Origin of the sequence: Mesorhizobium sp. M0968, assembly GCF_040319065.1 — a bacterium.
Taxonomy (GTDB): Bacteria; Pseudomonadota; Alphaproteobacteria; order Rhizobiales; family Rhizobiaceae; genus Mesorhizobium.
Genome location: NZ_JAMYNL010000002.1, coordinates 98647 through 125276, shown reverse-complemented (window position 1 = coordinate 125276; position 26630 = coordinate 98647). Strand labels below are relative to the sequence as shown.

Here is a 26630-nt window from a genome sequence, read left to right as displayed (position 1 = left end):
GCGGAGACAGGACATGACCCTTTCATTGCAGGAGGTTTCCGATAGGCTTGAGATCGAACAGCTGCTTGTTCGCTATTGCTATGCGGTGGACGATCGCGACTGGGAAGCCTATCGCAAAATATTCACACCCGATGCCGTGCTTGACGACACTGTAACAGGTGGAATCAGGAGCGGTGTGGACGAGCATGTTGCTTACATGAAAGGCGCCCTTTCGAAGATATTGATCTCGCAGCACGCCATTTCGACAATCCTTCTGGATCTCCGAGGGGATGAGGCCAGCGCGCGCGTGCATTGTTCATGCCCGATGGTGGTCGACCTCGGCGAAGGCAAAAGGCAGGTCTTCTTCCAGGGGCTTTGGTATCGAGACCGCGTCGTACGCACGTCCGAGGGCTGGCGCATAAGTGAACTTGTCGAGGAAGGCTATTGGAATCACAATTTGCCGGAGGGATTCGCGTTCTGACGGCTGTTACGCGCCGTGCTGGATCCGCCCGGACGCCGTTTTCAGACGTGGCAGCTACTGGCGCAACACCGTGTTCTTGGTGCCCTCTTCGACCTGGTCTATGACCAGCAGCTTGACCGGATCGGCGCCGACATTGGTCGCCTGATGCCATTGCCCGATCATCTCGATGATGAAATCACCTGTTTGATAGGTGTTGCTCTTGCCGGTCTCGACGTTGGTGACCTGAAGCGTGCCGGCCTCGACATAGGCATAGCGCGGAAACGGATGCTTGTGGACCGGCAAGGTCGCGCCCGGCGCGATCTGATAGGCCGAGACCAGGACCTGGACGTTCTTCTGCGGCAGCGTGATCGGCTGGCCGGATGCAGTCTCGGTGCGAGAGGCAAGCGGGGTCACGACAACCGGCGTGCCGCTGGCGTCCAGCGCCTGGGCAGCCGTTGCGGATAGAACTGCCGCGAGCAGCAGCGTCGAAGCCAAGATTTTTCGCATGATTCCCCCCGAGCTGCGTCAGCATTGCGCAGCAAGCATTGGCGCGCAAGCTTGTCTGTTCAGGAGCGCCTTATCCCGCTCTTCTGAACATGCCTGGCGTCATGCCATGCATGGCCCGGAAGGTACGGGACAGATGGCTCTGGTCGGCGAAACCCGCCGCGATGGCGGCGTCGGCGAGGCCAAATCCCCGTTCGATCAGCGCACTCGCCCGGCGCAATCGCCGGTCACGGATATAGGCCGCCGGCGTCAGGCCAATTACCTTGTTGAAGTCGCGGATGACCTGGAACCGGGTCACGCCAGCCGCGCCGGCAAGCCGCTTGAGGTCGAGCTGCGAGCCAAGCTCGCTTTCGACAAGATCGCGGTAGAGGGAAAATCTTCGCTGCGATCCGGAGCTTTCGATCTCTTCGGCCTGTCCGCTCGAGTCGCCATGCCGAACGATCAGCCGTCGCAGCGCCACGAGCAGGGACGTCTCGGCCGTCATTGAGTCTGGGGACGTCGAGCCTTGGTGTGCTGACATCAATGCTGCGGCGAGACCACTGTCTTCGATAGTCGCGCGCGAAAACACCGGAGCGCCGTCGCGGCCGAGTTCGTCGGCAAGCGCGCTCATCAGCGGCACCGAAGGATAAAACGTCCGGTAGGCCCAGCCTTCATACGCCCCGCGTTCGCCGTCATGCCACTCCTCGGGATTGACGACGGCAATGGTGCCCGCCGGAGCGAGAACGCTTTGACGGCCGATGCGAATGCGCTCGCAGCCCGAGGTGATCAGGGCGATCACATAGGTCGGGTGCGTGTGCAGGTCGTAGCGGTGCTGGGTGAAGCGCGCCTCGAACAGGCCCAGGTCGGGGAAGCACGGATGGCGCCAGTATTTCCCGGTCTCTGCCGCTTCGTTTGTCCTTGCCATGGTCAATCCGGTTCAAGACGCCTCTCGCGGGGCCTTCTATGGCTGGCAAACCAAGCCGCTTTTTGTCGGCGGAAAGGAGCCATCATGCTGCACAATGACCGGATCGCCGCGCTGACACCAGAGGTCATAGGCTGGCGGCACCATATTCATGCCAATCCGGAGCTCGCATTCAATGAACACGAAACGGCGCGTTTCGTTGCAGAGAAACTGCGCTCCTTCGGCGTCGACGAGGTGCATGAAGGGATCGGCGGCACCGGCGTCGTCGGTGTCCTGCGCAGCGGCGGCGGCGCACGCGCTATCGGCCTTCGCGCCGAGCTCGACGCGCTTCCGGTGCTGGAGAAAACCGGCCTGTCCTATGCTTCGAGGCAAGAGGGCGTGATGCACGCCTGCGGCCATGACGGCCACACCGCGATTCTGCTCGGCGCCGCCAAATTGCTTAGCGAGTCGCGCACCTTCGACGGCACCGTCACTTTCATCTTTCAGCCGGCCGAGGAGAACGAGGGCGGCAGCATGCGCATGATCGGGGACGGCCTGTTCAAGCGCTTTCCGGTCGAAGCGGTCTATGCGGTTCACAACTGGCCGGGCATCAGGCTGGGGACGATCGCCGCCCGCGTCGGGCCGCAAATGGCGGCCGTCGATAATTTCGAACTGACCTTTGAGGGTCTTGGCGCTCATGCCGCCATGCCGCAGCTCGGGGATGACCCGATCCTGGCCGCGGGCGCCTTCGTGCAAGCCGTCCAGCGCATGGTCAGCCGCTCGGTCGACCCGCAGAGCGCGCTTGTCGTCAGCATCACGCAGATCCATGGCGGCAATGTTGGCAACATCGTGCCGGGCAAGGTCTGGCTGCAAGGCACCTGCCGCTTCTTCGAGCACGGCCTTTCCGACCATTGCGAGAGGCTGATCGGCGAGATCGCACAAGGTATTGCCGCCGCGCATTCGCTCAAGGCCAGGCTCGACTACAGGAAGGGCTATCCGCCGCTGATCAATACGGCGGATGCGACGGCCCGCGCCGTCGAGGCCGCCGCCTCCGTCGTCGGCCGGGAGAATGTCTTGACCGCGTTCAGCCCCAGTCTCGGCTGCGAGGATTTCGCTTTCATGATCCGCGACGCCGGCGGCTGTTATGCGTGGATCGGCGCCGGCGAGGTCGGCCCGGGCGAAAGCCTGCACGGCGACCGCTACGTCTTCAACGACGAGATCGTGCCGACGGTAATGCGCTATTACGTCAACCTCGTCGAGCAGACGCTTCCGCGGGCCGATCCTTCTACAGCAGTTTTTCCGGCGTGATCGGCAACTCCCGGATCCGCTTGCCTGTGGCGTCGAAGACGGCGTTGGCAACAGCAGCGGCAACGCCGGTGGCGCCGAGTTCGCCGATGCCTTTGCCGCCGATCGGGCTGGCATGCTCGTCCACCTCATCGACGAAGTGGATTATGATGTCGCCGGGAATGTCGGCGTTGACCGGAATGGCGACCCCGGAAAGGTTCTTCGACAGGAACCGGCCAAGCACCGGTTCGTGCCTGCTCTGCTCCATTGCCGCCATGCCCCAGCCCCAGATGATGCCGCCCGTCATCTGGCTGCGTGCGGTGCGGGGATTGACGATGCGGCCGGCGCTGTAGCTGCCGACGGCGCGACGAAGCCTGAGCAGGCCGAGCCCCGGATCGACGCCGACCTCCATGAAAATCGCGCCGAAAGTGCGCATGGCGAGGCCTTTGCCATGCTGCGCCGGATCGAACGAGCCGGAGCCGGTGATCTCGCCGATGTCGGTATGGCTCATAACGTCGGCGATCGTCTGACCGCCGGCAGCGCCTTTGCGGCGAATCTTGCCGTCCTGCATCTCCACCTCGTCCGGCAGCAGATTGGCAAGACGGGCAAGCTGCGAACGCGCATCTTCGGCGGCGGCAAGCACCGCCGCGCCCACCCCCATGGTCGATGACGAGCCATAGGTCGGCCCCGCCTCCGGCAGCTGCGTATCGCCCATTTCCAACTCGATCTTCTCCATCGGCAGGCCCAGCACGTCGGCCGCGATCTGCGGAAAGATGGTGAGTGTTCCGGTCCCTATGTCCTGGGTGCCGGTGCGGATGAGCACCGTGCCGTCCCTGTGCAGCCTGACCTCGGCTGCAGGCGTCGGGTTGCGGAAACAGCCCATGCTGCAGGTTGCCATGCCGTAGCCGATCAGCCAATCGCCGTCGCGTTGCGGCTTGCGCGGGCGCTCGCGCCAGCCGAACAGGCGGGCGCCTTCCTCATAGGCCTCGCGCAGCTTCTTCGATGACCAGGGCTGGCCGGTGGCCGGATCCGTGTCCGCATGGTTGATCAGACGCAGGTCGAGCGGATCGATGCCGAGGCGGTGGGCGAGCTCGTCCATCGCGCTTTCAAGCGCCCAGGTGCCCGGACCCTCGACCGGCGCGCGCAGCGGCGTCGGCATGGCGACGTTTGCGCGCTCCACGCGCTGGCTGAGACGCATGGCCGGCGTGGCGTAGAGACCCTTCGAGGCTTCGGTGGCGAACTCGACGAAATCGTCGGTCACGGTGGTCAGGTTGACCACGTCCTGCTGCACGGCCGTCAGCTTGCCCGACCTGTCCGCCGCCAGCACGATCTTCTGTGCCATGCGCGGCTGATACCCGAGGCAGGAATAGGCATTGGCGCGGCTGAGCGCCAGCCTGACCGGGCGCTGCATGATGCGCGCGGCGGCGGCGGCCAGCACCTGATGCGGCCAGATCCAGCCCTTGCCGCCGAAGCCGCCGCCGGTATGGCGGGAAATCACGCGGACCTTCTCGGCCGGGACATTCATGCGGGCGGCAACCACCTGGCGGACACCGTAGACGTGTTGCGTGGCGTCGTGCAGCGTCAGCTCTCCGTCATTCCATTCGGCGAGCGTCGCCGAGGGCTCCATGGCGTTGTGATGGCGCGACGGCTGCAGGTAGACGGCTTCGACCATGGCGGCAGCGTCAGCAAGCCCGCGGTCGACCTCGCCCTTGGTAAACGTCGGCTCCAGGAACAGGAAGCCGCTCTCCCTCGGCACGACCGCAGCCTTGTCGATGGCGGTCCACTCCGGCGGTGCCGGCAATTCCGGCTCGGCGAACTCGTAGCGCAATGCGACGCGGCGGGCACCGGCCTCCGCTGCCTCCAGCGTCTCGCCCAGCACAATGGCAAGCGGCTGACCCTCGTGACGTATCTCGTCGCCCTGCATGGGCATGAAGCTCTGCGCTGCCGGCGGGCCTTCGGCCTGCTGCATCTGCGTATCCGGCTCGGCCCTCGGCGATGCGAACCGGCCGAATTTGGGCATGTCCTCATGCGTGAGCACACGCACGACGCCTTCCTCGGCGAGCGCGTCGTCGACCATGATCGACGTCACGCGGCCGGCGGGAACGGGCGCGGTCACCAGCACCGCATGGAGCAGATCGGGGGCAAAATAGTCGGCCGCATAGCGGGCGCGGCCGGTCACCTTGACGCCGCCGTCAGGGCGGGCAACAGGCTGGCTGATCATCATGACGGCATCCTCGCTGCTCTTTCGATCGCCCGCAAAGCGGCGGTCTTGGCCAGTTCGATCTTGTAGGCGTTCTGCGACAAGGGACGCGCTTCGGCGAAGGATTGCTCGATAGCGGTGCTCAACGCCTCGCGATCGCCGATTTCGGCACCGGCGAGCTGCTCCTCGGCGGCGCTCAGCCGCCACGGCCGCAGCGCGACGGACCCCAGCGCCAGGGCCGCCCGACGGATGGTTTGGCCGTCCATCTCCAGCACAGCGGCGGCAGAGACGATGGCGTATTCGTAGGATTCGCGCTCGCGCACCTTGAGGTAAGCCGATCGCGGCGCCGGCGCCGGCAGCTCGATTGCCGTGATCAGTTCGCCTTGCTGCAACACATTGTCTGCCTCGGGCCGCGTGTCGGGAAGCAGGTGGAATTCCGCTGCCGGAATGCGCCGGCCGCCGCTGCGGTGCGCGGTGACGATGACCGCATCAAGTGCTGCCAGCGCCACCGCCGGGTCGGATGGCTGGGTGGCGACGCAATCCTCGGTCCAGCCGAATATCGCGTGATTGTCGTTGATGCCATGCAATGCCGAGCAGCCGGAGCCGAGCTGACGCTTGTTGCATGGCAACTGCTCTTCGGCACGGAAATAGGCGCAGCGCGTCTTCTGCAGAAGATTGCCGCCTATCGTTGCTAGGTTTCTCAGCTGCGGCGATGCGGCGTTGAGGATCGCCTGGCTCAACACCGGATAGTCGCGCATGACCAGCGCATGCTGCGCGACATCGTTGAGATGCGTCAGCGCGCCGATCGTCAAGCCGCCGCCGGGCAGTGCCTCGACCTGATCCAGCCCGTCGAGGCGGGAGATGTCGATGATCCGGGTCGGCTCGGCAATGCCAAGGCGCAGCCAGTTGAGCAATTCGGTGCCGCCGGCGAGAAAGGCGCTGTCCGGCGCGGCACCGGCTGCGATCGTTTCGCCCAGGCTATCGGCGCGCGCATAGACGAATGGGGTCATTGGCTCGCCCTCCCGGCTGCTGAGCGCACCGCCTCGACGATTTGCGGATAGGCCGAGCAGCGACACAGATTGCCGCTCATCCATTCGCGGATCTCCGCATCGGAGCCGGTGTGTCCCTCCTCGATCAGCGCCGCCGCCGACATCACCTGGCCGGGCGTGCAGAATCCGCACTGGAAACCATCATGATCGATGAACGCCTGCTGCACGGGATGAAGCGCATCGCCGTTTGCCAGGCCTTCGATCGTCGTGACCTCGCGTCCCTCGCAGGACACGGCAAGTATCATGCAGGCATTCACACGCCGTTCGTCGAGATGCACGGTGCAGGCGCCGCACTCGCCGAAATTGCATCCCTTTTTCGTTCCGGTCAGATGCAGCCGCTCGCGCAGCAGGTCGAGCAGCGTGACGCGGGGATCGAGATCGGAAAGGCTGTGATCCTCTCCGTTCACCCGCAACCTCAATAGGTGCCGATCGTGGAAGTTCATGTGGGGTACCTCGAAGCACATGCCGTACTCGCCGCAAGGACTCGTCCAGCAAGCAGCCACCCACCTGTCGAGGCGAAAATAGGGCGGTCGATTCCGGTGAAAAGGCGCTGCCGGTCAGGGAAGGCTAAAAAACGCGCATTTGAGATTTGCGGCGGAAACGCCCTGAATGCCGCCGCAAAAAGTGTCACCGTAATTCCGTAATTCCCGTCATTCAGGTTGGCTTGGGCGGCCTGCATTGGGAACATTGCCGCGCCGCTGTCCAATCTAGGGCAGGCGGCTTTCCAGGGCAGGGCGGCCTTGCGACTGGCAATGTCGTCCGGCAAATGAAAGATGAAGCTGAGAACTACGAGTTCGCGATCGGACGACGCCAGGATTCGCCGCAAGCGCACAGGAAACGAAACGTGACGGTGATCGCACTGAGGCGCTACTCGTTGCCGGCGGGCCGAGGAGGATTGCTCGTGAAGGTCGGCTAGGGACGGTATCGCGCGGCAGTGTTGAACGCGGCCTGGGGATCAGTACGATCACGAGGGAAATCAGGGAGCGGGTCGCCGCGGTGGCAAGGAGGTGCTCCATGCCGGTCGTGGCGTCTGTGACCGCAGGGGCAGGCGCTGTCGAAATCCGCACCCGGCTCGTGCCGCTGTTTCCCGTGATGCCACCGCGCTGCACACGCCTCAGCCAGCACGTTCAATTCTCACCGTGACGGAACCGGGACGATCAAATATCGAAACATCGCCGGCGACCTTCCCGAGCACAACGATGCCGGGCGACGGGACGCGACCATTCCGATAGTAGATCACGAAATGATCGGAACTCCACAGCCCGAGCGTGCCGACCGAGAAGTCGCGCTGCCGTCTCTGTTCCGGCAATAGAGCCGGTAGATTACCGGTCTTCTCCTGGCGAAGGTGGTCGCTCATCTCAATGGAAAGCGGCAACATCTGAGCAAGAGATTTTGCGGCTTCGTTATCGGCAAGATCGGCCGTGACCTCGCCCCAGTCTGATGAAATGCGAATACGTTCTTGAGCCATCCTGGGTCCAACCATTCCAAATGCAATAACGCCAGCGCTCAGCAGTGATTTCAGCACGGGTCATTCCTCCGTTTTCTAGGCAGATGGAGCCCGCCCCAGCAAACACAGGCTCCATCTCGTCAGTCACGCGGAGAGGTGCTGATTGAAGAAGCTGGTAAGCCTGTCGAACGGAATCAGGTCCACACGGTCGTAGAGATCGACGTGACCGGCGCCCTGGACCCAAACCAGTTCCTTGGGCTCGGCTGCCAGTCTGTAGGCTTCCTCGCTGAATTCCCTCGAATGCGCCTGATCGCCGCTGATGAACAGCATTGGGCGCGGCGAGATCGTCTCGATGTCATTGAACGGGTAGAAGTTCATGAATTTGACGTTGCTGGTCAGCGTCGGCTTAGTCGTTATCTGGTCGGAGACACCCGCCGGGGTAAACTCTCCGCGGGGTGTCCGATAGAAATCGTAGAACTCGCGCTGGATGGGATGCGTCGACGCGGTCAGTTCGAGATCAGTGCCGCCCGTATACTGGACTTGGCCGCCTTCGAATTCGGAGTAGCGCTGTTCGGCGGCCGCTGCGATGATCTGCTTCCGTTGCTCGACGCTTAGCGAGTGATTGAGTGCGTTTCGGTTCGCCGCGCCCATGTCATACATGCTGACCGTGGCGATGGCGCGCATGCGCGGGTCGATCTTGGCGGCGCTGATGACGAAGCTGCCGCTGCCGCAGACACCAATCGCGCCAATGCGGTTGCGGTCCACGAACGCGTGTGTCCCGAGGAAGTCCACCGCCGTGCTGAACGCCTCGGCGTAGACATCCGGTGAAACGATCTGTCGGGCTTCGCCCTCGCTCTCGCCCCAGAATGGCAGGTCGATCGCCATGGCGATGAAGCCCTGCTCGGCCATCTTGGTGGCATATAGGGTCGCGCTTTGCTCTTTCACCGCGCCCATTGGATGGCCGACGACGATGGCCGGATGACGTGCATTGCGGTCGAGGTTCTTGGGAACGAGCAGATTTCCCGCAATATTCATCTGGTATTGGCTTTTGAAGGTCACTTTCTCCAGCGTCACCTGACCGCTTGTATAGAAATTGTTTGCACCGTTTGACATGTCTTGAGCCTTTGCGAAGGGAAAGTTGAAGAGTGACGCCCCACTGAAGGCGGCGATGCCGGAGCCGGTCAGCTTCAAAAGCTCCCGCCGGTGGATTTCACGCGCTGGTATTTTCGTATCAGGGGTATTCAAAGGCATTTCCGATCTCCTGTAAGTTTGGGTTGGAATTGAACCACTCGCCACTTTGGCCAGTCCTCTTCGAGTTTGAGCAGACGCCGACCGTTGCCGATCAGCGCGATTGCGAAGCCGGCCAGAACCAAGCTGCCGATGAAGATCGCGGAGATCGTCAGACCATACAGCAGCACCCCTCCGACTACCGCGCCCAGAAGGATCGAAGCCTGGATCGCCGCGACCATCAGGCTTGCCCGCGGCCTCGGCCGCATTTTGCGACATCCATGTCATCCAAATCACCGACATCGCGGTAATGCATTGTTGCAGTGCAAACCTAATGGTTTTGCCATAAAGCGATTACCCCTATAAATCGGCATGAACCTATCGACTATATCGAATAATCCGCTGCAAGCGACGGAGAGAGAAACTTCATGGCCAGAACCGATCTCAACCAATTGACGTGGTTTCAGGCTGTCGCAGAAGAGCGCAGCTTCACCAAGGCGGCGGCAAAGCTCGGCGTCGCGCAATCGACGCTCAGTCACACGATCAAGCAGCTCGAAACACGCATGGGCATACGCCTTCTGACCCGCACGACGCGTAATGTCGCGACGACCGTTGCGGGCGAAAGGCTGCTACAGACGATCACCCCGCGCATTGGTGAAATCGAAGACGAGATCACAGCGCTGATGGCGCTCCGCGAAAAGCCGTCAGGCTCGATCAGGTTGACCCTGTCCGACCACGCGCTCGAAAGCGTGGTCTGGCCGAAGCTTAAGCCGGTCCTCAGCGGCTATCCCGACATCGGCGTCGAACTGATCCTGGACAGCACCTTCCGCAACATTGTCGAGGAAGGCTTTGATGCCGGTGTCCGGCTTGGAGAAAGCGTCGAGAAAGACATGATCGCGGTCCGCATCGGCCCGGACTGGCGCTTAGTCGCCGTGGCTTCGCCGCGATACTTCGCGGCGCACAGCGTGCCTGTGCATCCGCAGGATCTGGTCCGGCACGTCTGCATCAACATGCGTCACGAAACCGCCGGTGGTCTGTACGCATGGGAGTTCGAGAAGGATGGACAGGCGCTGCGTGTCCGTGTGGACGGTCAACTTACCTTCAACAACTCCTACGCCATGATCGACGCTGCAGTGAGTGGCTATGGCATCGCCTATGTTCCCGAGAACATCGTGGAGCGGCACGTCGTCTCAGGATTGCTGGTGAAGGTCCTCGACGACTGGTCACCCTTCTTCGATGGCTATTTTCTCTATTATCCGAGCCGCCGCCAAAACCTTCCTGCGTTCAAGATCATTGTCGACGCGTTGCGGCATCGGGATCCGTCGGGATCGTGATGTTCCCTTCGTCATATTGTACTCAGGGGCGTGGTCGATAGCGGCTCATTCCTGAATCTCGATAGGCGCAGCAGGAAAGGCATAGGTCGAGGTCCGGTATCCAACTCGAAACGTTAGTTATAACCAGAACATCGCGTCGATGCTTGCGCGAAGGTTGGCCACAACTTTCTTCCCCATCGCGCCGGCTGGAGCGAAGCGCATGATCCTACAGGGAAATTGAATAGGTCCGGCCGCATCGCACCGCAGCGTAGATGTTGGCTCCCCGGGCCGGATTCGAACCAGCGACCAACCGGTTAACAGCCGGTTGCTCTACCACTGAGCTACCGGGGAACAGAGGCTCTCATGTGAGTGGGGCAGCCTATAGCAAACCCGTTTCGGCTTTGCAAAGAAGCATTTCGCATTTTTTCGATGCTTTTTGGCGCGAGGCTTGCTGGCAATGGCCGGCGAGCGCCCTCATATGAGCTGTCTCTCGCTTGTCAAGGAACAGAAAAGGCCGTTGCGGCTTTCTCCGGCTGATGGTGCTACTGATGCAAACGGATCGACATTTCACATGACGGCAATGAGCGACGAACAGCCACCAGCCCGGAAAATCTCGGTCTTCGGCCGCCAGTTCACCATGCCGCGCTCGCGCGGCCTCAGGATTGCGATCGGCGTCGTGCTGATCATCGGCGGCATTCTCGGCTTCCTGCCGATCCTGGGTTTCTGGATGGTACCGATCGGACTGCTGGTGCTCTCCTACGAATTTGCCTTGGTGCGTCGTCATCGGCGCCGCTTCGTCGTCTGGTGGGAGCGACGGCGCCGGCCTGACTGAGATTGCCCCGCTGACGGCCGCCAGCCTGCCATATGTCGGCGAGCGGCGTCGTCCGCCCATACGTTTACCGAGGTTGGTCGAAGCAGCTCTCCAGACGTTCGCAAAGCTCCTTGAGAACGGCGGTAGCCGATGCCAGCCGCGCCCGGTCGCGCGGCGGCAGGGTGTTTGCGCCTTCTATGCTGAGGCGATCGATGGCATAGCGCACAAGCTCTGCAGACTGCGACAATCCGCGCGACGTGCCGTCCTTCGTAGCTGCTCGACGCATGGCGGAGCCTCCTCTTCGCCCAACGTGGCCGCCGGTTTCGGGTTCCCGTCGCCCAGAATCATGCTTAACGATAAGCTAATATGTTATTGCTAAGATGGGCATTGCGTTGATAAGGCAGGGCATGGAATGTCGAGGAACCGTTGGGAATGCATGGTGGCCGCTTGACGGCATTTTCGCCGCAACCTATTGGAGCCGGGTGGAACGCCGGGAGCAATGAGGCCTCGTGGCGGAGTGGTTACGCAGAGGACTGCAAATCCTTGCACCCCGGTTCGATTCCGGGCGAGGCCTCCAATGCCCGAGCTCCCGCGCGTCAGCGCCAGGGGGCTTCAGTTCCGGTCGAAACAGCCGCGGCCTTTGCGCGGCAAGCGGATGGTTGGAACATGAGCGCTGATTTTGCCGAACGCCGGGTGAAGATGGTCGACGGCCAGATCCGCACCACCGACGTGACCAGCGCGCCGTTGCTCGAGGCGATGCTTGTGGTGCCGCGCGAGGCCTTTGTTGCCCCCGGCCAGCGCGATCTTGCCTATATCGACGAGGACATCCGCATTGCCGATACGGCCGATGGCCCGCGCTATCTGATGGAACCGTCGCCATTGGCCAAGCTGATGCAGCTGGCCGATATCGGCCCAAGCGATTCGGCACTCGATGTCGGCTGCGGCACCGGCTATGCGGCGGCGATCCTGTCGCGGCTGGCAAGGTCCGTGGTCGCGCTGGAAAGCGATGCGGCGCTGGCCGAGACCGCCACTTCGACGCTTGCGGCACTCGGTTGCGGCAATGTCACCGTGGTCCAGGGGCCGCTGCCGCAAGGCCACGCAGATAAGGCGCCTTACGACGTCATCCTGATCGGCGGCAGCGTCGGCGAGGTGCCGGCGGCGCTGTTCGACCAGCTTGCCGAAGGCGGCCGACTCGTCGCCGTGGAGGGGCAGGGCAATTCGGGCGTAGCCCGGCTTTTTTTTAAGACTGGAGGGGTTGTAACGGGAAGACGCGCATTTAATGCGGCAATTAAGCCACTACCGGGATTCGAACGCATTCCCGCCTTCGAATTCTGAGTGATTTTGCCTTGCAGCGAAGGCGCTGTCATGATCGCTTGCGTTTGAACAATCGTTGCTGATCTGCATAACCGGGTGTTTCTTGGGGGCTTTCAGCGGGGGAACGATAAAAAACGCGGCGCCGGCTGATCAGAAGGAGAAGCCAGCGTGGCGCAGTTCCCGTGCAAAACGAATGAGGGAATATAACGTGCCGTCTGTACGCAAGTTGCTTTTTACCGCTGTCCTCGTTTCGGCGACCGCGCTTTCTCCAATGGCCGCCTCGGCCGAAACCATTCTCGGGGCCCTTTCAAAAGCCTATCAGAACAATTCCTCGCTTAATTCGACACGCGCCGGCGTTCGCGTCACCGACGAGGGCGTTGCAATCGCAAAGTCCGGCTGGCGCCCGACCATCACCGGTTCCGCGGACATCGACTACACCAGCACCCATATCAATGGTACTAGTCGAACCGCGCGCATAACTACCGGCAACTTTGGCGTCCAGATCAATCAAACCCTGTTCGACGGCTTTCAGACCAGGAACAACGTCGCGGCCGCCGAAGCGCGGGTCAGCGCCTCGGTCGAGAGCCTGCGCAACACCGAAGAAAACACCCTTTTCAACGCGGCAAGTGCCTATATGGACGTCATCCGCGACCGCCAGATCGCGGTGCTGACCGAACAGAACCTGCAATTCCTGACCGAGCAGGCGCGTGCGGCGCGTTCGCGCTTCGAGGTCGGCGAAGGTACCCGCACCGACGTCGCGCAAGCCGACGCGCAGCGTGCCTCCGCGGTGGCGCAGTTGAGCGCCGCCCGCGCCACGGCGCTGGCAAGTGCCGCGACCTATCGCCAGATCGTCGGCGATGAGCCCGGCCGTCTCAGGCCGGCTTCGCCGCTGTCGAAGCTGTTGCCGTCGAGCCTCGATGCAGCGATCGCGATCGCATCGGCCGAACATCCGGCCATCCTCGCCACCGAGCACCTGGTCGACGCGGCGGCGTTTTCGGTTAAATCGGCCGAAGGCGCGCTGCTGCCGCAGCTTTCGGCTAGCGCCGGCGTTTCCGGCGACTATCGCAACACGGTTCCGGGCGTTCTTGGGGCATCGCAGGATGGCACAAGGACGTCGGCGAACATCGGCGCGACACTGACCGTGCCGATCTATTCCGGCGGACGGACCTCGGCGACCGTGCGCCAGAACAAGGAATCGCTCAGCCAGGCGCGGATCGAAGTCGACGTGAGTCGCGACCAGGTGCGCCAGGCCGTTACCTCGGCATGGTCGCAATACACCGCCGCGCAGCAAAGCGTCACGGCCAACCGGCAGGTGGTCGCCGCCGCGCAGCTTGCCCTGAACGGCGTCATCGAAGAGCGCAATGTCGGCCAGCGCACCACGCTCGACGTGCTCAACGCGCAGGCGACCCTCATCACCGCCAAGATCAATCTTGTCAGCGCCGAACGCGACGTGGTGGTGGCGAGCTATGCCATCCTCTCGGCGGTTGGCCATTTGTCGGCAGACCGCCTTGCGCTCAACGTGACGAAGTACAGGCCCGAAGAGCATTACAACGCCGTCAAGGACAAGTGGATCGGCCTGCGCACGCCGGACGGCCGCTGATCGCCAGGCCGTGTTTTCAGCCCGCGCTCGAACGACGCGCGGGCTTTCAACTCTCGACCCTAATCTGTTGAAATCCGAGATGTCGCCAGATTGGGGATTCTCGCAAGCCGTTCCGTCGGTTACGCTGTTGCCATGATTCGAATCCGGCATTGCCGGACAGTAAATCTGAGAACGAGTCACAAGGGCGGCGGATGTGACGATGGCGACGGCAAGCAGCGTACAGCGCGAACCTTCCATGGAAGAAATACTGGCTTCCATCAGAAGGATCATCGAGGACAGCGATACCGGCCGCAAGCAGCCGGGCGACGCGGACGAGCTGCGCCAGGATCTGCAACCGGCGCCGGCAACCGGACGGGCAGCGGAGGGGGATGCGTTCCGCTCCGAACTGCGCGGCGGGCTGGAGATCGCCAAGCCGGCCACGCGCGCCGAGGTGCAGCCAACGGCCGCGCCGGTCATTGAGCCCCAGGAAACGCCGCTGCGCGCCGGCCCGGTAAAGGCAGCGGTGACGCTGGCTGAGGTGAACACCGCTCCCGCAAAGCCGGATCAGCCTGCGGCAGCCAAGGCTGCCGAGACGACCGACACCATCATCGCCGATTGGCGGCGCGAGATCGCCGCGGTCGGCGACGCGATGGCCAAGCCGGAGCGCGCCGAGCCACTCCGGACGCCCGACGCCGAGCCGAAAGCCGAGGTTTTCGAGAACGAGGCGACTGCTGGACCTGTGCCGGAGCCTTCGGAAATTGGGCCGAAGCCTTCGGAAAGCGGCCCGGAACCTTCGAAAATCGGCCCGGAATCTTCGAAAATCGGATTGGCGCGTCTGGCGGCCAGCGAGGCGCCGCCCGCACGTCCGGCAATCCTTTCGGAGCATACGGGCCGGCAGGTTGCCGCCGCCTTCGGTGAGCTTTCAGACGCGTTTGCCAGCCGCAGCAAGAAGACCTTCGACGAGATGGCCGAGGAGATGCTGCGGCCGATGCTGCAGGACTGGCTGGACAACAACCTGCCGACGCTGGTCGAGCGGCTGGTGCGCGAGGAAATCGAGCGCGTCGCGCGCGGCGCGCAGTAGCAATTCGGAGAGCCGCCAATGGGCGGCGCTGGACCGGCGAATTGTCGAAGTCGGCGCTGCCCCTCATCCGCCTGCCGGCACCTTCTCCCCGTATAGTGACGGGGAGAAGGGGTTGACCGCAATTTAGGCGCCTTTTCCGCAACGTTCGTGACTGGCGAAAGCTTCAGTGCAGGCGTTTTTCTCCCCGTCACTATACGGGGAGAAATGCCCGGCAGCGGCATTCGCACAGTCAGCGCAAACCTGAAGCGATTGCCTTGCAACATTCAGTCCCGCGAGTTGCACCGAACCATCCCGGCGCTATCTATTGGCCATGCCGCCCTTGCGGTTGACTTGGCAACAACCTTCCGATTTACACCGGACCACAAATTCCGGACAGCGCGGACCGTTTTCCCATGCTCGAAAAGACCTACGACGCCAAAGCCGTCGAGCCGAAGATTGCCAGGATCTGGGAAGAGGCCGACGCGTTTCGGGCCGGTGCCGGGGCCGAGGAGGGGGCTGAAGCCTTCACCATCGTCATCCCGCCGCCGAACGTCACCGGCTCGCTGCATATGGGTCATGCGCTCAACAACACGCTGCAGGACATTCTGGTGCGCTTCGAGCGCATGCGCGGCAAGAACGTGCTGTGGCAGCCGGGGATGGACCATGCCGGCATCGCCACGCAGATGGTGGTCGAGCGCCAGCTTATAGAAAAGCAGATTCACCGCCGCGACCTGACGCGCGATGAGTTCATCGACAAGGTGTGGGAATGGAAGGCAGAATCCGGCGGCGCCATCCTCAACCAGCTGAAGCGGCTCGGGGCCTCGGCCGACTGGAGCCGGGAGCGCTTCACCATGGACGAGGGCCTGTCCAAGGCCGTGCTCGAAGTGTTCGTGACGCTCTACAAGGAAGGGCTGATCTACAAGGACAAGCGCCTTGTGAATTGGGACCCGAAGCTGTTGACCGCCATCTCGGATCTCGAGGTCGAGCAGCAGGAAGTCAACGGCAACCTCTGGCACTTCCGCTATCCGGTCGAAGGCATGACCTTCGATCCGGAAAATCCGAAGACCTTCATCACCGTTGCGACGACCCGCCCGGAGACGATGCTGGGTGATACGGCTGTCGCCGTCCACCCCGACGACGAACGTTTCCGGCATCTCGTCGGCAAGAACCTCATCCTGCCGATCGTCGGCCGCAGGATCCCGGTGGTGGCGGACGAGTATTCCGATCCCGAAAAAGGCAGTGGTGCGGTCAAGATCACGCCGGCGCATGACTTCAATGATTTCGAGGTCGGCAAGCGCCACCGGCTGCCGGCGGTCAACATCCTCACCGTCAATGCGGCGGTGAGCCTCAAGGACAATGAGGACTTTCTCGCCGGACTGGAAGTGACGCCGGAGCGCCAGGCCGTCTGGGACAGCCTCGACGGCCTCGACCGTTTCGATGCGCGCAAGAAGATCGTCGAGCTGATGCAGGCGGGCGGCTTTCTCGAGAAGGTCGAGCCGCATCGCCACACGGTGCCGCACGGCGACCGCGGCGGCGTGCCGATCGAGCCGTTTCTGACCGACCAGTGGTATGTCAATGCGGCGGAACTGGCCAAGCCGGCGATCGCCTCGGTGCGCGAGGGCCGTACCAATTTCGTGCCCAAAAACTGGGAAAAGACCTATTTCGACTGGATGGAGAACATCCAGCCCTGGTGCATTTCGCGCCAGCTCTGGTGGGGCCACCAGATCCCGGCCTGGTACGGGCCGGACGGGCATGTCTTTGTCGAAAAGACCGAGGAAGAGGCGCTCGGTGCCGCCGTCGAATACTATCTGGCGCTGGAAGGGCCGTGGAAGGCCTGGGTCGAGGACAAGCTTGAGAATTTCCAGCCTGGCGAGATCCTGACCCGCGACGAGGACGTGCTCGATACATGGTTCTCGTCGGCGCTGTGGCCGTTCTCGACGCTTGGCTGGCCGGACCAGACGCCGGAGCTGAAGACCTATTACCCGACCGACGTGCTGGTGACCGGTTTCGACATCATCTTCTTCTGGGTCGCCCGCATGATGATGATGGGCCTGCATTTTATGGACCAGGAGCCGTTCCATACGGTCTATGTCCACGCGCTGGTTCGTGACAAGAACGGGCAGAAGATGTCGAAGTCGAAAGGCAACGTCATCGATCCGCTCGAGCTCATCGACGAATACGGCGCCGATGCGCTGCGCTTCACCTTGACTGTGATGGCAGCGCAAGGCCGCGATGTTAAGCTCGATCCGGCCCGCATTGCCGGTTATCGCAATTTCGGCACCAAGCTGTGGAACGCGACGCGCTTCGCCGAGATGAACGAAGTGGCGCGCGACGACGATTTCTGGCTGCAGGACGCCAAGCTGGCGGTCAACCGCTGGATCCTGACGGAGCTGACGCGAGCCGCGCGCGACATAACGGACGGCATCACCTCATACCGCTTCAACGAGGCGGCGGGTGCCGCCTACCGCTTCGTCTGGAACCAGTTCTGCGACTGGTACCTGGAACTGCTGAAGCCGGTGTTCATGGGCACCGACGAGGCCGCCAAGGCCGAGAGCAGGGCCTGCGTCGCCTTCGTGCTCGACGAGATCTACAAGCTGCTGCATCCGATGATGCCGTTCATGACCGAGGAACTGTGGGCCGAAACCGCCGGCGAGGGCAGGCAACGGCAATCGCTGCTTTGTCATGCGGCATGGCCGTCGCCCGACTTCGAGGACGAGGCGGCCGCCGCCGATATCAACTGGCTGATCGACCTTGTCTCCGGCATCCGCTCGGTGCGTTCGGAGATGAACGTGCCGCCGGCGGCTATCGCACCGCTCGTGGTGATCGGCGCCAACGACGCGACACACGAAAGGCTCGAGCGTCAGGGCTCGGCTATCAAGCGTCTGGCGCGGGTCGGCGACATCTCGCTCGCCGAGGCGCCACCCAGGGGATCCGCCCAGATCGTCGTCAACGAGGCGACGATCTGCCTGCCGCTCGGCAGCCTGATCGACCTTGCCGCCGAGGCAGCGCGCCTGCACAAGGAGCTTGCGAAGGTGACCGAGGAAATAGCGCGGCTCTACAAGAAGCTGTCCAACGAGAAATTCGTCGCCAACGCGCCGGAAGAGGTGGTGGAGGCCGAGCGTGAAAAACTCGCCGAATATCGCGAGGCGCAAGAGAAGCTTTCGGTGGCATTGGCGCGGGTGCGCGATGCCGGTTGATCGAATAGATTGGGCCGGTTGATCGAACAGATTGGGCCGGCTGATCAAACAAGTTGATCGAACAGATTGGGCCGGCTGATCAAACAAATTGGGCCTGCTGGCCGCAATAGATTCGCCGGTCACGAATCTGCCTTCCAGACAGGCCGCCTGCCACGAAAACGGGCATTCCGCAGCGTAAATCTTGAGGCAAACTGAATGTTTTTGCCCCATTGTTGCCGTAATGTAACAATGGCTAATTGGGCACGCAAAATGCCCTGTTTTGTAGTGATTTAGGGGTTTTTCCCGAGTTTTCTCGTCGATCTGTATTGTGGCGGCCATTTTCCCGCCTCGGTAAGAAGGCCGACACCTTGTCGGAAATGCGTTCAGCCAAGCTGTACATGTACGCACGGCGAATTCGTTGTTGCGCCGTTAACCTGAATTGGTTCTAGCTGATGCAAGGATATTTCGGGGAGGAGATTCATGTGTTATTCGCGTCTGAAAGTGCTGCTGGGCGCGGGGGCTTTTTCGCTGGCTTTGGCTGGGACGGTGCAGGCCGGGGGCTTTGACCGGGGCGGCGTCAACATCGACCAGCTGTTCGACGCGGCGCCATATTCGTTCGACGCAGGCGTCACCTATGTTTCGCCACAGCGCAAACTCAAGAATGTGCAGCGTCTCGATGGCTCGGGTTTGTCGACATCGGCGGTGGACGTTGGTGGCGATTATGCGGTGCCGCATGTCGGCATCAAGGCCAACATCTTTGAGCCCGTAGACTGTCTTGCCACCTATACGAGACCGTATGGTGCGGACGCGAATTTCGGCATGAACAACGCCTATTCGCCGACAGCGGTCAAATACGCCGTCGACACAGACGATTTCGGTCTCACCTGCTCCTATAAGGTGAACGTCGGCAAGGGCTCCGTACGATTCATCGGCGGTGTCTCCTACCAGCAGGTAGACGCGTTTCTTTCCCGTCAGACACTGCTCGCCTTCGGCAATACCGGCCTCGGTGTCTTCAAGCTATCCGACGAGGCATGGGGTTGGCGTGCGGGCGCAGCCTATGAGATCCCCGAGATCGCCCTGCGCGCCAGCCTGATGTACTCTTCGAGCTACAAATATGACGGGCTGTCGGGAACCGTCGACACGACCGGCTTCAGGGGCGCCTTTCCAGCGGATCTGATTCCCGGCTCTACCGGCGTGTACCCAGTCTCGGCGTCGGCTGAGATACCTCAGGCTCTGGAATTCAAGCTGCAGAGCGGCATAGCTCCTGGCTGGCTGGCCTTTGGTTCCATCCGCTGGCAGGAGTGGAGCAAGCTTGGCGTCATTGCCATCAATGGCGTGCGCAGTCCGGTAACCGGTTTGCCCTCGCCCGTTTCATTCGACCTGCTTTATCGCGACGGCTGGACGGTCACGGGCGGTATCGGGCACAAGTTCACCGATCAATTGTCGGGCGTGGTTTCGCTGACCTGGGATCGCGGCACCTCGACGACCTCCGGCTATCAGTCGGATACCTGGGCCGTCGCCAGCGGCGTCTCCTATTCGCCGAACGACCAGGTCGAGGTCAGGCTCGGCGGCTCGATCGGTGTGCTGACGAGCGGGTCATCGACTTTCAGCGGTGTCGGCGACGTGGCAAATGCCGTTACCTACACCTACGGCAACGACCTGCTTCTCGCTGGTTCGGCTTCCGTCAAGATCAAGTTCTAACTATTGAATTTTAAACGACAAAACGGCCGGGCGCTGCCCGGCCGTTTTGTTCGGTGCGTCATCCGGCATTCGGCCAATGCAACAAATTGCCCCCCATGATGTTCGCTCCGATAATTGTGACGTTTTGGCAACAGTTTCTGAACAACCCTCGCGTCGCCCGGCCGCCCGAGAACATTGCCTATTTCCCGCCATAAACCCGGCGCACCTCGAACCTGTCTCGGGACATGCGCCAAAAGGCTAGGCGAAGAGGCAGGCCGCACCGCCCGCGGCAAGGACGAGTATGGACGCCAGAGCGATCTCCAAGGCCAAGCTGCCGAGCCGCCACGTGACCGTTGGTCCCGAGCGGGCGCCGCATCGCTCCTACCTTTATGCAATGGGGCTGTCGGCGGCCGAGATCGCGCAGCCTCTGGTCGGTGTCGCCAGCTGCTGGAACGAGGCCGCGCCCTGCAACATCTCGCTGATGCGCCAGGCGCAAGTGGTCAAGAAGGGCGTGGCGGCCGCCAACGGCACGCCACGCGAATTCTGCACCATCACCGTCACCGACGGCATCGCCATGGGTCATCAGGGCATGAAGTCGTCGCTGGTGTCGCGCGAGGTCATCGCCGACTCGGTCGAGCTCACCATGCGCGGCCATTGCTACGATGCGCTGGTTGGATTGGCCGGTTGCGACAAGTCGCTGCCCGGCATGATGATGGCCATGGTGCGCCTCAACGTACCGTCGATCTTCATCTATGGCGGCTCGATACTGCCCGGCAGCTACCGTGGCCGGCAGATCACCGTGCAGGACGTGTTCGAGGCGGTCGGCCAGCATTCGGTCGGCACGATCGGCGACGCCGAGCTGCTCGAGATCGAGCAAGCCGCCTGTCCGTCGGCCGGCTCCTGCGGCGCCCAGTTCACCGCCAATACCATGGCCACCGTCGCTGAGGCGATCGGCCTGGCGCTGCCCTATTCCTGCGGCGCGCCGGCACCCTACGAGATGCGAGACCGCTTCAATTTCGCTTCCGGCGAAAAGATCATGGAGCTGATCGCAAGGAACATCCGCCCGCGCGACATCGTTACTATAGAAGCGTTGGAAAATGCCGCGACCGTGGTCTCGGCCACCGGCGGCTCGACCAACGCGGCGCTGCATCTGCCGGCGATCGCGCACGAGGCCGGGATAAAGTTCGATCTTTTCGACGTGGCCAAGATATTCGAGAAAACACCCTATATCGCCGACCTCAAGCCGGGCGGCAAATACGTCGCCAAGGACATGTTCGAGGCCGGCGGCATTCCGCTCTTGATGAAGACGCTGCTCGACCATGGCTATCTTCACGGCGATTGCCTGACGGTGACCGGCCGCACTTTGGCCGAAAATATGGAACATGTTGCCTGGAATGACAGCCAGGATGTGGTCCGTCCCGCCAACAGGCCGATTACCCAGACCGGCGGGGTCGTGGGCTTGAAGGGTAACCTTGCCCCCGAAGGCGCGATCGTGAAGGTCGCAGGCATGGCGGAACTCAAATTCTCGGGTCCGGCACGCTGCTTCGATTCGGAAGAGGAATGTTTCGAGGCTGTTACGCACCGTAACTATAGCGAAGGCGAGGTTCTCGTCATCCGTTACGAGGGTCCGCGCGGCGGCCCGGGCATGCGCGAAATGCTGTCGACGACGGCGGCTCTCTACGGCCAGGGCATGGGCGGCAAGGTAGCGCTCATCACCGACGGGCGTTTTTCGGGCGCAACGCGCGGTTTCTGCATCGGCCATGTCGGGCCGGAAGCGGCAGTGGGCGGCCCGATCGGGCTGCTTAGGGATGGCGACTTGATCTCGATCGATGCGGTGAACGGCACGATCGAGGTTGCATTGTCCAAGGCCGAACTGGCGGCGAGGGCAAAATCATGGAAGGCGCGCACGACCGACTATCAGTCGGGCGCGATCTGGAAATACGCACAGACGGTCGGACCTGCCCGCGACGGCGCGGTCACCCATCCCGGCGGTGCCAAAGAAACACACTGCTATGCGGACATCTGAGTTGTTGAGGTCGTCTGTCCTTTCGGCACTGGTTGCGCTCGCCACGTTTGGCGCGACCTTGGGCGCCGTCGGCCAGGCCATGGCCTTCGACGACAAGGTGTTCGACGACAAGACCGGCGTGAAGCCGCAGTCGAGCCCGTGGGCGGTGTTCCAGTTCGGCTTTTCCGCCTACAAGAACGGCCATAAGGAGCAGGCCGCGGAAGCCTATAAATATGCCGCAGAGAACGGCCAGATCGGCGCCACCTGGAAGCTTGCGCGCATGTATGCCGAAGGCGATGGCGTGGCGCGAGACGACTACGCGGCGTTCAAGTTCTTCAGCGAGATCGTCGACCAGGATGTCGAGCCCGGTTCGCCCGAGGAAAGCTATGTTTCGGACGCGCTGGTGGCGCTTGGCGACTATCTGAGGAAGGGCATTCCCGGCAGCCCCGTCGAGGAGAACGAGGTGGCGGCCCAGGAATATTACATGCGCGCCGCCGCCAACTACCGCAACCCGAACGCCCAGTTCGAGATGGGCCAGATGTTCCTCAAGGGTGAGGGCGGCGTCAAGGCCAGCGTCAAGCAGGCCGGACGCTGGTTCCAGCTGGCGGCCGAAAAGGGCCATGCGGGCGCGCAGGCGACGCTCGGCAACCTGCTTTTCCAAAGCGGCAAGATCGTGCGGGGGCTGGCGATGATGACCGCGGCGCTCGAACGGGCCTCACCCGCCGACCAGCCATGGATCCGCGGCATGCAGGAAGAAGCGTTTGCAGCCGCCGGCGAAGCCGACCGCCGCACCGCGATCTCGCTGGCCGACGACATCCTCACCAAGGGTGGCGGCGACCAATAGGTCGGCAGAATTTCCGTTTTTAGATCAATTGTCGGTCGGTTCCGCCGGCATGCCGCTGGGCGCCGGTGTTGAGATCGGCGTGCCCTGCAGATGTGGGGCCAGCGTGTTCTCCGGGCAGCCATCCCGCTGCTTTGTCCAGGATGTGTTGTTGAGCACCATCTCGCAACGGGCGAGGTAGCTTTGGCCGGCAAGCGTCAGGCAGGCGACCCGGCCGATCTGGAATGATTTGCCGTTAGCCAGGCACTCTGCATCGGCAAAAGCCGGCGTCGCCACCGCCATCGCAAGCGCGCAGCCGATCGGGCAGAGTGCAAATCGAGTAGTCATGGGAACCCCAGCCACCATGATGATTTCTCATTAAGCGCGCGATTTGTGGCGATAAGAGGTCAACTTATCAATGTGCCGCCGGACAGCAGCTCCGGTCAGGCCGGCTGCAGCGCCAGATCGATCGCCACCGGCACGTGGTCGGAGGGTTTTTCCCAGGCGCGCACCTGTTTTTCGATCGAAGCCGAGGAAAACCAGTTGGCGGCTTCGGGCGACAGAAGCAGGTGGTCAATGCGGATGCCGTTGTTCTTCTGCCAGGCGCCGGCCTGATAGTCCCAGAACGTAAAAATGTCCGAGGCGTCGGTGACGGCACGCACGGCTTCGGTGAAGCCGAGATTCTTCAGCCGCCGGAACGCTTGCCGCGTCGCGGGCTGGAACAGTGCATCGCTTAGCCAGTTTTCCGGATACTTCGCGTCGATCGGCTCGGGAATGACATTGTAGTCGCCGGCCAGGACCAGCGGCTCTTCCAGAGCAAGCCGCTCCTCGGCCCAGCGCTCAAGTCGCGCCATCCAGGAAAGCTTGTAGGAGAACTTCTTCTCGTCGTCGATCGGGTTGCCGTTCGGCAGATAGATCGAGGCAACGCGCAAGGCGCCCTTGTCGGTCGAGAACACGCCCTCGATGAAACGCGCCTGCTCGTCGGCATCGTCGCCCGGCAAACCGCGATTGACCTCGTCGAAACGCAGCTTCGACAGGATGGCGACGCCGTTGAAGCCTTTTTGGCCGTAAGTCTCGACATTGTAGCCGAGCGCCTCGATCTCGGCGCGGGGAAACTGCTCGTCGACCGTCTTGATCTCCTGCAGGCAGGCGATGTCGGGCGCGCTTTCCGTCAGCCAATGGGTCAAATTGCCGATGCGGGCGCGAACGCCGTTGATGTTCCAGGTGACGATTTTCATGACGGCCTCGATAGGCTGGTGGTCCGGAGACTAGCGATCCGGTGGATGACGTTCGACAAGGCCGATCGTATTGCCTGCCGGGTCCTTTAGGAAGGCCATCCATTCGCTTTCCCCCGCCTGGCCGAACAGGCCTTCGGTGTCGCGATGGACGAGCGCCGGCGGCGCGGTGAAGGGAACACCGGCGGCCCTTGCCGAAGCGTGGAACTCGTCGAGGCCCGATATGTCGAGATAGACGGTGCCGGCAGGCAGGCCGTCGGTGAAAAGCAGGCGCACGTCACCGGCCATGATAAAGGCGATGCCCGGCGGATCGAAACGCGCATGCAGGTTCATGCCGAGCACCTCGCGCCAGAACGCCAGCGTCGCATCGAGGTCGCGCCCGGCGGAAAGCGCGACCTGACGGACCGCGCCGACACGGCGCATGCTCATTCACTCCCGAAAGGTTGGGGTTCGGCATTTTCCGCGAGTATTTGCTCTATCATCCATCGCAGGTGCGATGCCTGCTCGCGCGTTGCATTCTCGTCCATCCAATCACAGCCGTTGTAAAGGTCTCCAAGCCAGTGTGGACAATCGTATTTGTCCTCAATCGGCGACACCATACGGCAGACCTGAAAGGGTGCCAGGTCGCCGTCAAGGTAAGTCCGAATGCGTCGAAGGAACAGCTTACGTGCTATTTCCTTGGCTTCATCGGACTTGTCGTTGAAATCGGGAAAACACCGCGCGATCAGCGACCTCAAATGGCCATGAGCGTTCGCAAGATTAACGGCATTCCGCGGATTGCACCGCACGAGCTGCACATAGTCAGCGTCGTCTGCGTAGACCCGAGCTGCCTTGTGACGGTTGGCCCAACCAACGATATCGACATCGGAAATTGCTTCTATCTCGCGGGCGACAAGGACCGTCATCGGATCCTCAAGGCCCTCGAGGAGCGGCTTCATATTTTCAAATACTGAAGCTGGTGCCGCAGCCGCAGGAGGCGACTGCATTGGGGTTTCTGATCTGGAACGACTGGCCCATCAGATCGTCGACGAAATCGATCACCGAGCCGCCCATATAGACCAGCGACAGGTCGTCGATCAGCACGGTGGCGCCGTCCTTCTCGATGGCGACGTCGTCGTCATTGCGCCTGTCGACCAGGTCGAACTTGTAGGAGAAGCCGGAACAGCCGCCGCCCTCGACCGAAACGCGCAGGGCCGTCTTGCCGGCTTCGCTCGCCACAATCTTGGCGATCCGCCTGGCGGCGGCGTCGGTCATCTCGACTTTCATGGCGGTCTTGGCATCAGCGCCCATGGGCGTCACCTTGCTTTCGGTTTCGTATGATAGGTATGAAGCGCGACGGGGCAAGTCAACTGCGGCATACGCTATGACCAATGAGTTGGGCGACATCGGATTCGGCTATCGGCCGCGCGCGGCCTATGCCAGCGACCCGGCGAAGTCGCGCGGGCGGCTGTTCGACGAGGTGGAAAGCCCGACGCGCACGCCCTTCCAGCGCGACCGCGACCGCATCATCCATTCGACGGCGTTCCGCCGGCTGAAGCACAAGACGCAAGTGTTCGTCGCACACGAAGGCGACCATTACCGCACGAGGCTGACGCATTCGATCGAGGTCGCGCAAATCGCACGCGCTCTGGCGCGGGCGCTGCGCGGCGACGAGGACCTGGCCGAGGCGGTGGCCCTGGTGCACGACTTCGGCCACACGCCCTTTGGCCATACCGGCGAGGACGCGCTGAACGACAAGATGGCCGTCTGGGGCGGCTTCGACCACAATGCACAGTCGCTGCGTGTGGTGACGCGGCTGGAGCGGCGCTATGCCGAGTTCGATGGGCTGAACCTCACCTGGGAAACGCTGGAGGGGCTGGTCAAGCACAATGGCCCGCTGACCGATGCCAAGGGCAAAGGGCTGAAGGGGCCGGTGCCGCAGGCTATCCGCGACTATTCCGAACTGCACGACCTCGAGCTCGACCGCTTCGCTGGTATCGAGGCGCAGTGCGCGGCGATTGCCGACGACATCGCCTACAACACCCACGACATCGATGACGGCTTGAGGGCAGGGCTGTTGACGCTCGATATGCTGGAGGGCGTCTCGCTGCCGGGGTCGATTCTCAAGGGCGTGCGTCAGCGCTATCCGGCGCTCGATGACGTACGCACCGGCCACGAGCTGATGCGCCGGCAGATCACCATCATGGTCGAGGACGTGATCGTCTCGACGACGGCCAATCTGGCGCGCATCCAGCCCGGCAGCGCCGAAGCGGTAAGGGCGGCCGGCGAGACGATGGTGAGCTTCTCCGCCGACACGGCCGCATCGGAAAAGGAGCTGAAGGCCTTTCTCTACAAACACCTCTATCGGCATGCGGAGGTCATGCGGGTGCGCGCCGATGCCGACCAGATCGTCAGGGACCTGTTCGACGTCTATTTCGCCGATCCGCGCGCCATGCCGGATGGCTGGCGCGAAGGGCTCGACCGGGCAGAGGACCGCGTCAAGGCGCGCAGTGTTGCCGATTTCCTGGCCGGCATGACGGACACTTATGCGCTCAAGGAACACAGGCGTTTGTTTGACCATACGCCGGATTTGAGCTAGGGCGGGCGCGATTTTGCCGGCCAACGCGC

General features: G+C 62.5%; 26 protein-coding genes and 2 tRNA genes. 13 read left to right on the top strand and 15 right to left on the bottom strand.

From position 1 onward, the window contains the following. The first annotated feature begins 13 nt into the window (after nucleotides 1–13). Entirely contained in the window at nucleotides 14–460 is a 447-nt protein-coding gene (locus tag NKH67_RS03440; protein WP_352454540.1) for a nuclear transport factor 2 family protein, read from the top strand. A gap of 54 nt (nucleotides 461–514) precedes the next feature. Here NKH67_RS03440 and NKH67_RS03435 read toward each other — a convergent pair whose 3' ends face one another. Together NKH67_RS03435 and NKH67_RS03430 are read right to left on the bottom strand one after the other, a co-directional pair. Continuing rightward, complete coding sequence (locus NKH67_RS03435) at nucleotides 515–946, bottom strand: cupin domain-containing protein (protein ID WP_352454539.1); 432 nt, start codon at nucleotides 944–946, stop codon at nucleotides 515–517. 70 nt (nucleotides 947–1016) lie between these two features. Then, nucleotides 1017–1847: an AraC family transcriptional regulator gene (locus tag NKH67_RS03430; RefSeq protein ID WP_352500886.1), complete on the bottom strand. Its 831-nt coding sequence runs from the start codon at nucleotides 1845–1847 to the stop codon at nucleotides 1017–1019. Between the two features lie 84 nt (nucleotides 1848–1931). Here NKH67_RS03430 and NKH67_RS03425 point away from each other — a divergent pair, with 84 nt between their 5' ends. Beyond that, entirely contained in the window at nucleotides 1932–3131 is a 1200-nt protein-coding gene (locus NKH67_RS03425; protein WP_352500885.1) for an amidohydrolase, read from the top strand. Here NKH67_RS03425 and NKH67_RS03420 read toward each other — a convergent pair. The 6 genes from NKH67_RS03420 to NKH67_RS03395 all read right to left on the bottom strand — a co-directional run bounded on the left by NKH67_RS03420 (nucleotide 3109) and on the right by NKH67_RS03395 (nucleotide 9272). Continuing rightward, entirely contained in the window at nucleotides 3109–5331 is a 2223-nt protein-coding gene (locus tag NKH67_RS03420; protein WP_023676408.1) for a xanthine dehydrogenase family protein molybdopterin-binding subunit, read from the bottom strand. The two genes, NKH67_RS03425 and NKH67_RS03420, sit on opposite strands and share 23 nt — an antisense overlap. Continuing rightward, a complete protein-coding gene (locus NKH67_RS03415) occupies nucleotides 5328–6317 on the bottom strand; it encodes an FAD binding domain-containing protein (RefSeq protein ID WP_023676407.1) in 990 nt (329 codons plus the stop codon). The genes NKH67_RS03420 and NKH67_RS03415 overlap by 4 nt, the downstream gene beginning before the upstream one ends. Next, complete coding sequence (locus NKH67_RS03410; protein ID WP_023676406.1) at nucleotides 6314–6799, bottom strand: (2Fe-2S)-binding protein; 486 nt, start codon at nucleotides 6797–6799, stop codon at nucleotides 6314–6316. Before NKH67_RS03410 ends, NKH67_RS03415 begins: the two co-directional genes overlap by 4 nt. Nucleotides 6800–7470: 671 nt before the next feature. Further along, the gene (locus NKH67_RS03405) at nucleotides 7471–7881 is read right to left on the bottom strand and encodes a cyclophilin-like fold protein (RefSeq protein WP_352500884.1); all 411 of its coding nucleotides are present in this window, start codon (nucleotides 7879–7881) and stop codon (nucleotides 7471–7473) included. Nucleotides 7882–7947: 66 nt separating this feature from the next. Then, complete coding sequence (locus tag NKH67_RS03400; RefSeq protein WP_352500883.1) at nucleotides 7948–8994, bottom strand: alpha/beta hydrolase; 1047 nt, start codon at nucleotides 8992–8994, stop codon at nucleotides 7948–7950. Nucleotides 8995–9044: 50 nt separating this feature from the next. Then, nucleotides 9045–9272 carry a hypothetical protein gene (locus NKH67_RS03395; RefSeq protein WP_352470377.1) on the bottom strand — a complete coding sequence of 76 codons (228 nt, stop codon included), beginning with the start codon at nucleotides 9270–9272 and terminating at the stop codon, nucleotides 9045–9047. A gap of 186 nt (nucleotides 9273–9458) precedes the next feature. Here NKH67_RS03395 and NKH67_RS03390 point away from each other — a divergent pair, with 186 nt between their 5' ends. Next, nucleotides 9459–10364 carry a LysR family transcriptional regulator gene (locus NKH67_RS03390; RefSeq protein ID WP_352470378.1) on the top strand — a complete coding sequence of 302 codons (906 nt, stop codon included), beginning with the start codon at nucleotides 9459–9461 and terminating at the stop codon, nucleotides 10362–10364. 255 nt (nucleotides 10365–10619) lie between these two features. Here the strand turns inward: NKH67_RS03390 and NKH67_RS03385 are convergent. Next, nucleotides 10620–10694 (bottom strand) — tRNA-Asn (locus tag NKH67_RS03385). A 220-nt stretch (nucleotides 10695–10914) separates the two neighbouring features. Here NKH67_RS03385 and NKH67_RS03380 point away from each other — a divergent pair. Further along, nucleotides 10915–11175: a hypothetical protein gene (locus NKH67_RS03380; RefSeq protein WP_023676401.1), complete on the top strand. Its 261-nt coding sequence runs from the start codon at nucleotides 10915–10917 to the stop codon at nucleotides 11173–11175. Nucleotides 11176–11239: 64 nt separating this feature from the next. Here NKH67_RS03380 and NKH67_RS03375 read toward each other — a convergent pair whose 3' ends face one another. Further along, nucleotides 11240–11440 carry a hypothetical protein gene (locus NKH67_RS03375; protein WP_352451402.1) on the bottom strand — a complete coding sequence of 67 codons (201 nt, stop codon included), beginning with the start codon at nucleotides 11438–11440 and terminating at the stop codon, nucleotides 11240–11242. A 217-nt stretch (nucleotides 11441–11657) separates the two neighbouring features. Between NKH67_RS03375 and NKH67_RS03370 the strand changes: the two genes are divergently transcribed. The 8 genes from NKH67_RS03370 (at nucleotide 11658) to NKH67_RS03335 (ending at nucleotide 22812) form a co-directional block, all read left to right on the top strand. Beyond that, a tRNA-Cys gene (locus NKH67_RS03370) sits at nucleotides 11658–11731 on the top strand. Nucleotides 11732–11820: 89 nt separating this feature from the next. Next, entirely contained in the window at nucleotides 11821–12489 is a 669-nt protein-coding gene (locus NKH67_RS03365) for a protein-L-isoaspartate O-methyltransferase family protein (RefSeq protein ID WP_352500882.1), read from the top strand. A gap of 187 nt (nucleotides 12490–12676) precedes the next feature. After that, on the top strand, nucleotides 12677–14068 hold the full coding sequence (locus NKH67_RS03360; protein WP_023676398.1) for a TolC family outer membrane protein: 1392 nt from the start codon (nucleotides 12677–12679) through the stop codon (nucleotides 14066–14068). Between the two features lie 199 nt (nucleotides 14069–14267). Beyond that, nucleotides 14268–15128 carry a DUF2497 domain-containing protein gene (locus NKH67_RS03355; RefSeq protein ID WP_352500881.1) on the top strand — a complete coding sequence of 287 codons (861 nt, stop codon included), beginning with the start codon at nucleotides 14268–14270 and terminating at the stop codon, nucleotides 15126–15128. 392 nt (nucleotides 15129–15520) lie between these two features. Continuing rightward, nucleotides 15521–18304, top strand: a complete 2784-nt coding sequence (locus tag NKH67_RS03350; protein ID WP_352500880.1) for a valine--tRNA ligase — start codon at nucleotides 15521–15523, stop codon at nucleotides 18302–18304. 459 nt (nucleotides 18305–18763) lie between these two features. Then, nucleotides 18764–19984, top strand: coding sequence for an OmpP1/FadL family transporter (locus tag NKH67_RS03345; protein WP_352500879.1), 1221 nt, complete (start codon nucleotides 18764–18766; stop codon nucleotides 19982–19984). Between the two features lie 280 nt (nucleotides 19985–20264). Then, nucleotides 20265–21989 carry a dihydroxy-acid dehydratase gene (ilvD, locus tag NKH67_RS03340; protein ID WP_352500878.1) on the top strand — a complete coding sequence of 575 codons (1725 nt, stop codon included), beginning with the start codon at nucleotides 20265–20267 and terminating at the stop codon, nucleotides 21987–21989. After that, the gene (locus NKH67_RS03335; RefSeq protein ID WP_023678939.1) at nucleotides 21976–22812 is read left to right on the top strand and encodes a tetratricopeptide repeat protein; all 837 of its coding nucleotides are present in this window, start codon (nucleotides 21976–21978) and stop codon (nucleotides 22810–22812) included. Before ilvD ends, NKH67_RS03335 begins: the two co-directional genes overlap by 14 nt. Nucleotides 22813–22836: 24 nt before the next feature. On the opposite strand, the gene NKH67_RS03330 is transcribed toward NKH67_RS03335, so the two are convergent. The 5 genes from NKH67_RS03330 to erpA form a co-directional block, all read right to left on the bottom strand. Next, nucleotides 22837–23154, bottom strand: coding sequence for a hypothetical protein (locus NKH67_RS03330; RefSeq protein ID WP_023678938.1), 318 nt, complete (start codon nucleotides 23152–23154; stop codon nucleotides 22837–22839). A 77-nt stretch (nucleotides 23155–23231) separates the two neighbouring features. Beyond that, nucleotides 23232–24026, bottom strand: a complete 795-nt coding sequence (xth, locus tag NKH67_RS03325; protein WP_352500877.1) for an exodeoxyribonuclease III — start codon at nucleotides 24024–24026, stop codon at nucleotides 23232–23234. A gap of 30 nt (nucleotides 24027–24056) precedes the next feature. Next, nucleotides 24057–24446, bottom strand: coding sequence for a VOC family protein (locus NKH67_RS03320; protein WP_352454660.1), 390 nt, complete (start codon nucleotides 24444–24446; stop codon nucleotides 24057–24059). A gap of 2 nt (nucleotides 24447–24448) precedes the next feature. Continuing rightward, nucleotides 24449–24928 (bottom strand): hypothetical protein, encoded by a 480-nt coding sequence (locus NKH67_RS03315; protein ID WP_353030286.1) that lies wholly within the window; start codon nucleotides 24926–24928, stop codon nucleotides 24449–24451. Between the two features lie 37 nt (nucleotides 24929–24965). Next, a complete protein-coding gene (erpA, locus tag NKH67_RS03310; protein WP_254818314.1) occupies nucleotides 24966–25313 on the bottom strand; it encodes an iron-sulfur cluster insertion protein ErpA in 348 nt (115 codons plus the stop codon). Between the two features lie 73 nt (nucleotides 25314–25386). Here erpA and NKH67_RS03305 point away from each other — a divergent pair, with 73 nt between their 5' ends. Next, complete coding sequence (locus NKH67_RS03305; RefSeq protein ID WP_352470416.1) at nucleotides 25387–26601, top strand: deoxyguanosinetriphosphate triphosphohydrolase; 1215 nt, start codon at nucleotides 25387–25389, stop codon at nucleotides 26599–26601. The last annotated feature ends 29 nt before the right edge of the window (nucleotides 26602–26630 follow it).

Coding starts and splice junctions, on each gene's coding strand:
- NKH67_RS03390 (WP_352470378.1), top strand. CDS start 9,459: ATGGCCAGAACCGATCTCAACCAATTGACGTGGTTTCAGGCTGTCGCA.
- NKH67_RS03395 (WP_352470377.1), bottom strand. CDS start 9,272: ATGGTCGCGGCGATCCAGGCTTCGATCCTTCTGGGCGCGGTAGTCGGA.
- NKH67_RS03315 (WP_353030286.1), bottom strand. CDS start 24,928: ATGACGGTCCTTGTCGCCCGCGAGATAGAAGCAATTTCCGATGTCGAT.
- NKH67_RS03425 (WP_352500885.1), top strand. CDS start 1,932: ATGCTGCACAATGACCGGATCGCCGCGCTGACACCAGAGGTCATAGGC.
- NKH67_RS03335 (WP_023678939.1), top strand. CDS start 21,976: ATGCGGACATCTGAGTTGTTGAGGTCGTCTGTCCTTTCGGCACTGGTT.
- NKH67_RS03375 (WP_352451402.1), bottom strand. CDS start 11,440: ATGCGTCGAGCAGCTACGAAGGACGGCACGTCGCGCGGATTGTCGCAG.
- NKH67_RS03330 (WP_023678938.1), bottom strand. CDS start 23,154: ATGGTGGCTGGGGTTCCCATGACTACTCGATTTGCACTCTGCCCGATC.
- NKH67_RS03410 (WP_023676406.1), bottom strand. CDS start 6,799: ATGAACTTCCACGATCGGCACCTATTGAGGTTGCGGGTGAACGGAGAG.
- NKH67_RS03435 (WP_352454539.1), bottom strand. CDS start 946: ATGCGAAAAATCTTGGCTTCGACGCTGCTGCTCGCGGCAGTTCTATCC.
- NKH67_RS03350 (WP_352500880.1), top strand. CDS start 15,521: ATGCTCGAAAAGACCTACGACGCCAAAGCCGTCGAGCCGAAGATTGCC.
- NKH67_RS03440 (WP_352454540.1), top strand. CDS start 14: ATGACCCTTTCATTGCAGGAGGTTTCCGATAGGCTTGAGATCGAACAG.
- NKH67_RS03320 (WP_352454660.1), bottom strand. CDS start 24,446: ATGCGCCGTGTCGGCGCGGTCCGTCAGGTCGCGCTTTCCGCCGGGCGC.
- erpA (WP_254818314.1), bottom strand. CDS start 25,313: ATGGGCGCTGATGCCAAGACCGCCATGAAAGTCGAGATGACCGACGCC.
- NKH67_RS03365 (WP_352500882.1), top strand. CDS start 11,821: ATGAGCGCTGATTTTGCCGAACGCCGGGTGAAGATGGTCGACGGCCAG.
- NKH67_RS03380 (WP_023676401.1), top strand. CDS start 10,915: ATGACGGCAATGAGCGACGAACAGCCACCAGCCCGGAAAATCTCGGTC.
- NKH67_RS03355 (WP_352500881.1), top strand. CDS start 14,268: ATGGCGACGGCAAGCAGCGTACAGCGCGAACCTTCCATGGAAGAAATA.
- xth (WP_352500877.1), bottom strand. CDS start 24,026: ATGAAAATCGTCACCTGGAACATCAACGGCGTTCGCGCCCGCATCGGC.
- NKH67_RS03430 (WP_352500886.1), bottom strand. CDS start 1,847: ATGGCAAGGACAAACGAAGCGGCAGAGACCGGGAAATACTGGCGCCAT.
- NKH67_RS03420 (WP_023676408.1), bottom strand. CDS start 5,331: ATGATGATCAGCCAGCCTGTTGCCCGCCCTGACGGCGGCGTCAAGGTG.
- ilvD (WP_352500878.1), top strand. CDS start 20,265: ATGGACGCCAGAGCGATCTCCAAGGCCAAGCTGCCGAGCCGCCACGTG.
- NKH67_RS03305 (WP_352470416.1), top strand. CDS start 25,387: ATGACCAATGAGTTGGGCGACATCGGATTCGGCTATCGGCCGCGCGCG.
- NKH67_RS03345 (WP_352500879.1), top strand. CDS start 18,764: ATGTGTTATTCGCGTCTGAAAGTGCTGCTGGGCGCGGGGGCTTTTTCG.
- NKH67_RS03415 (WP_023676407.1), bottom strand. CDS start 6,317: ATGACCCCATTCGTCTATGCGCGCGCCGATAGCCTGGGCGAAACGATC.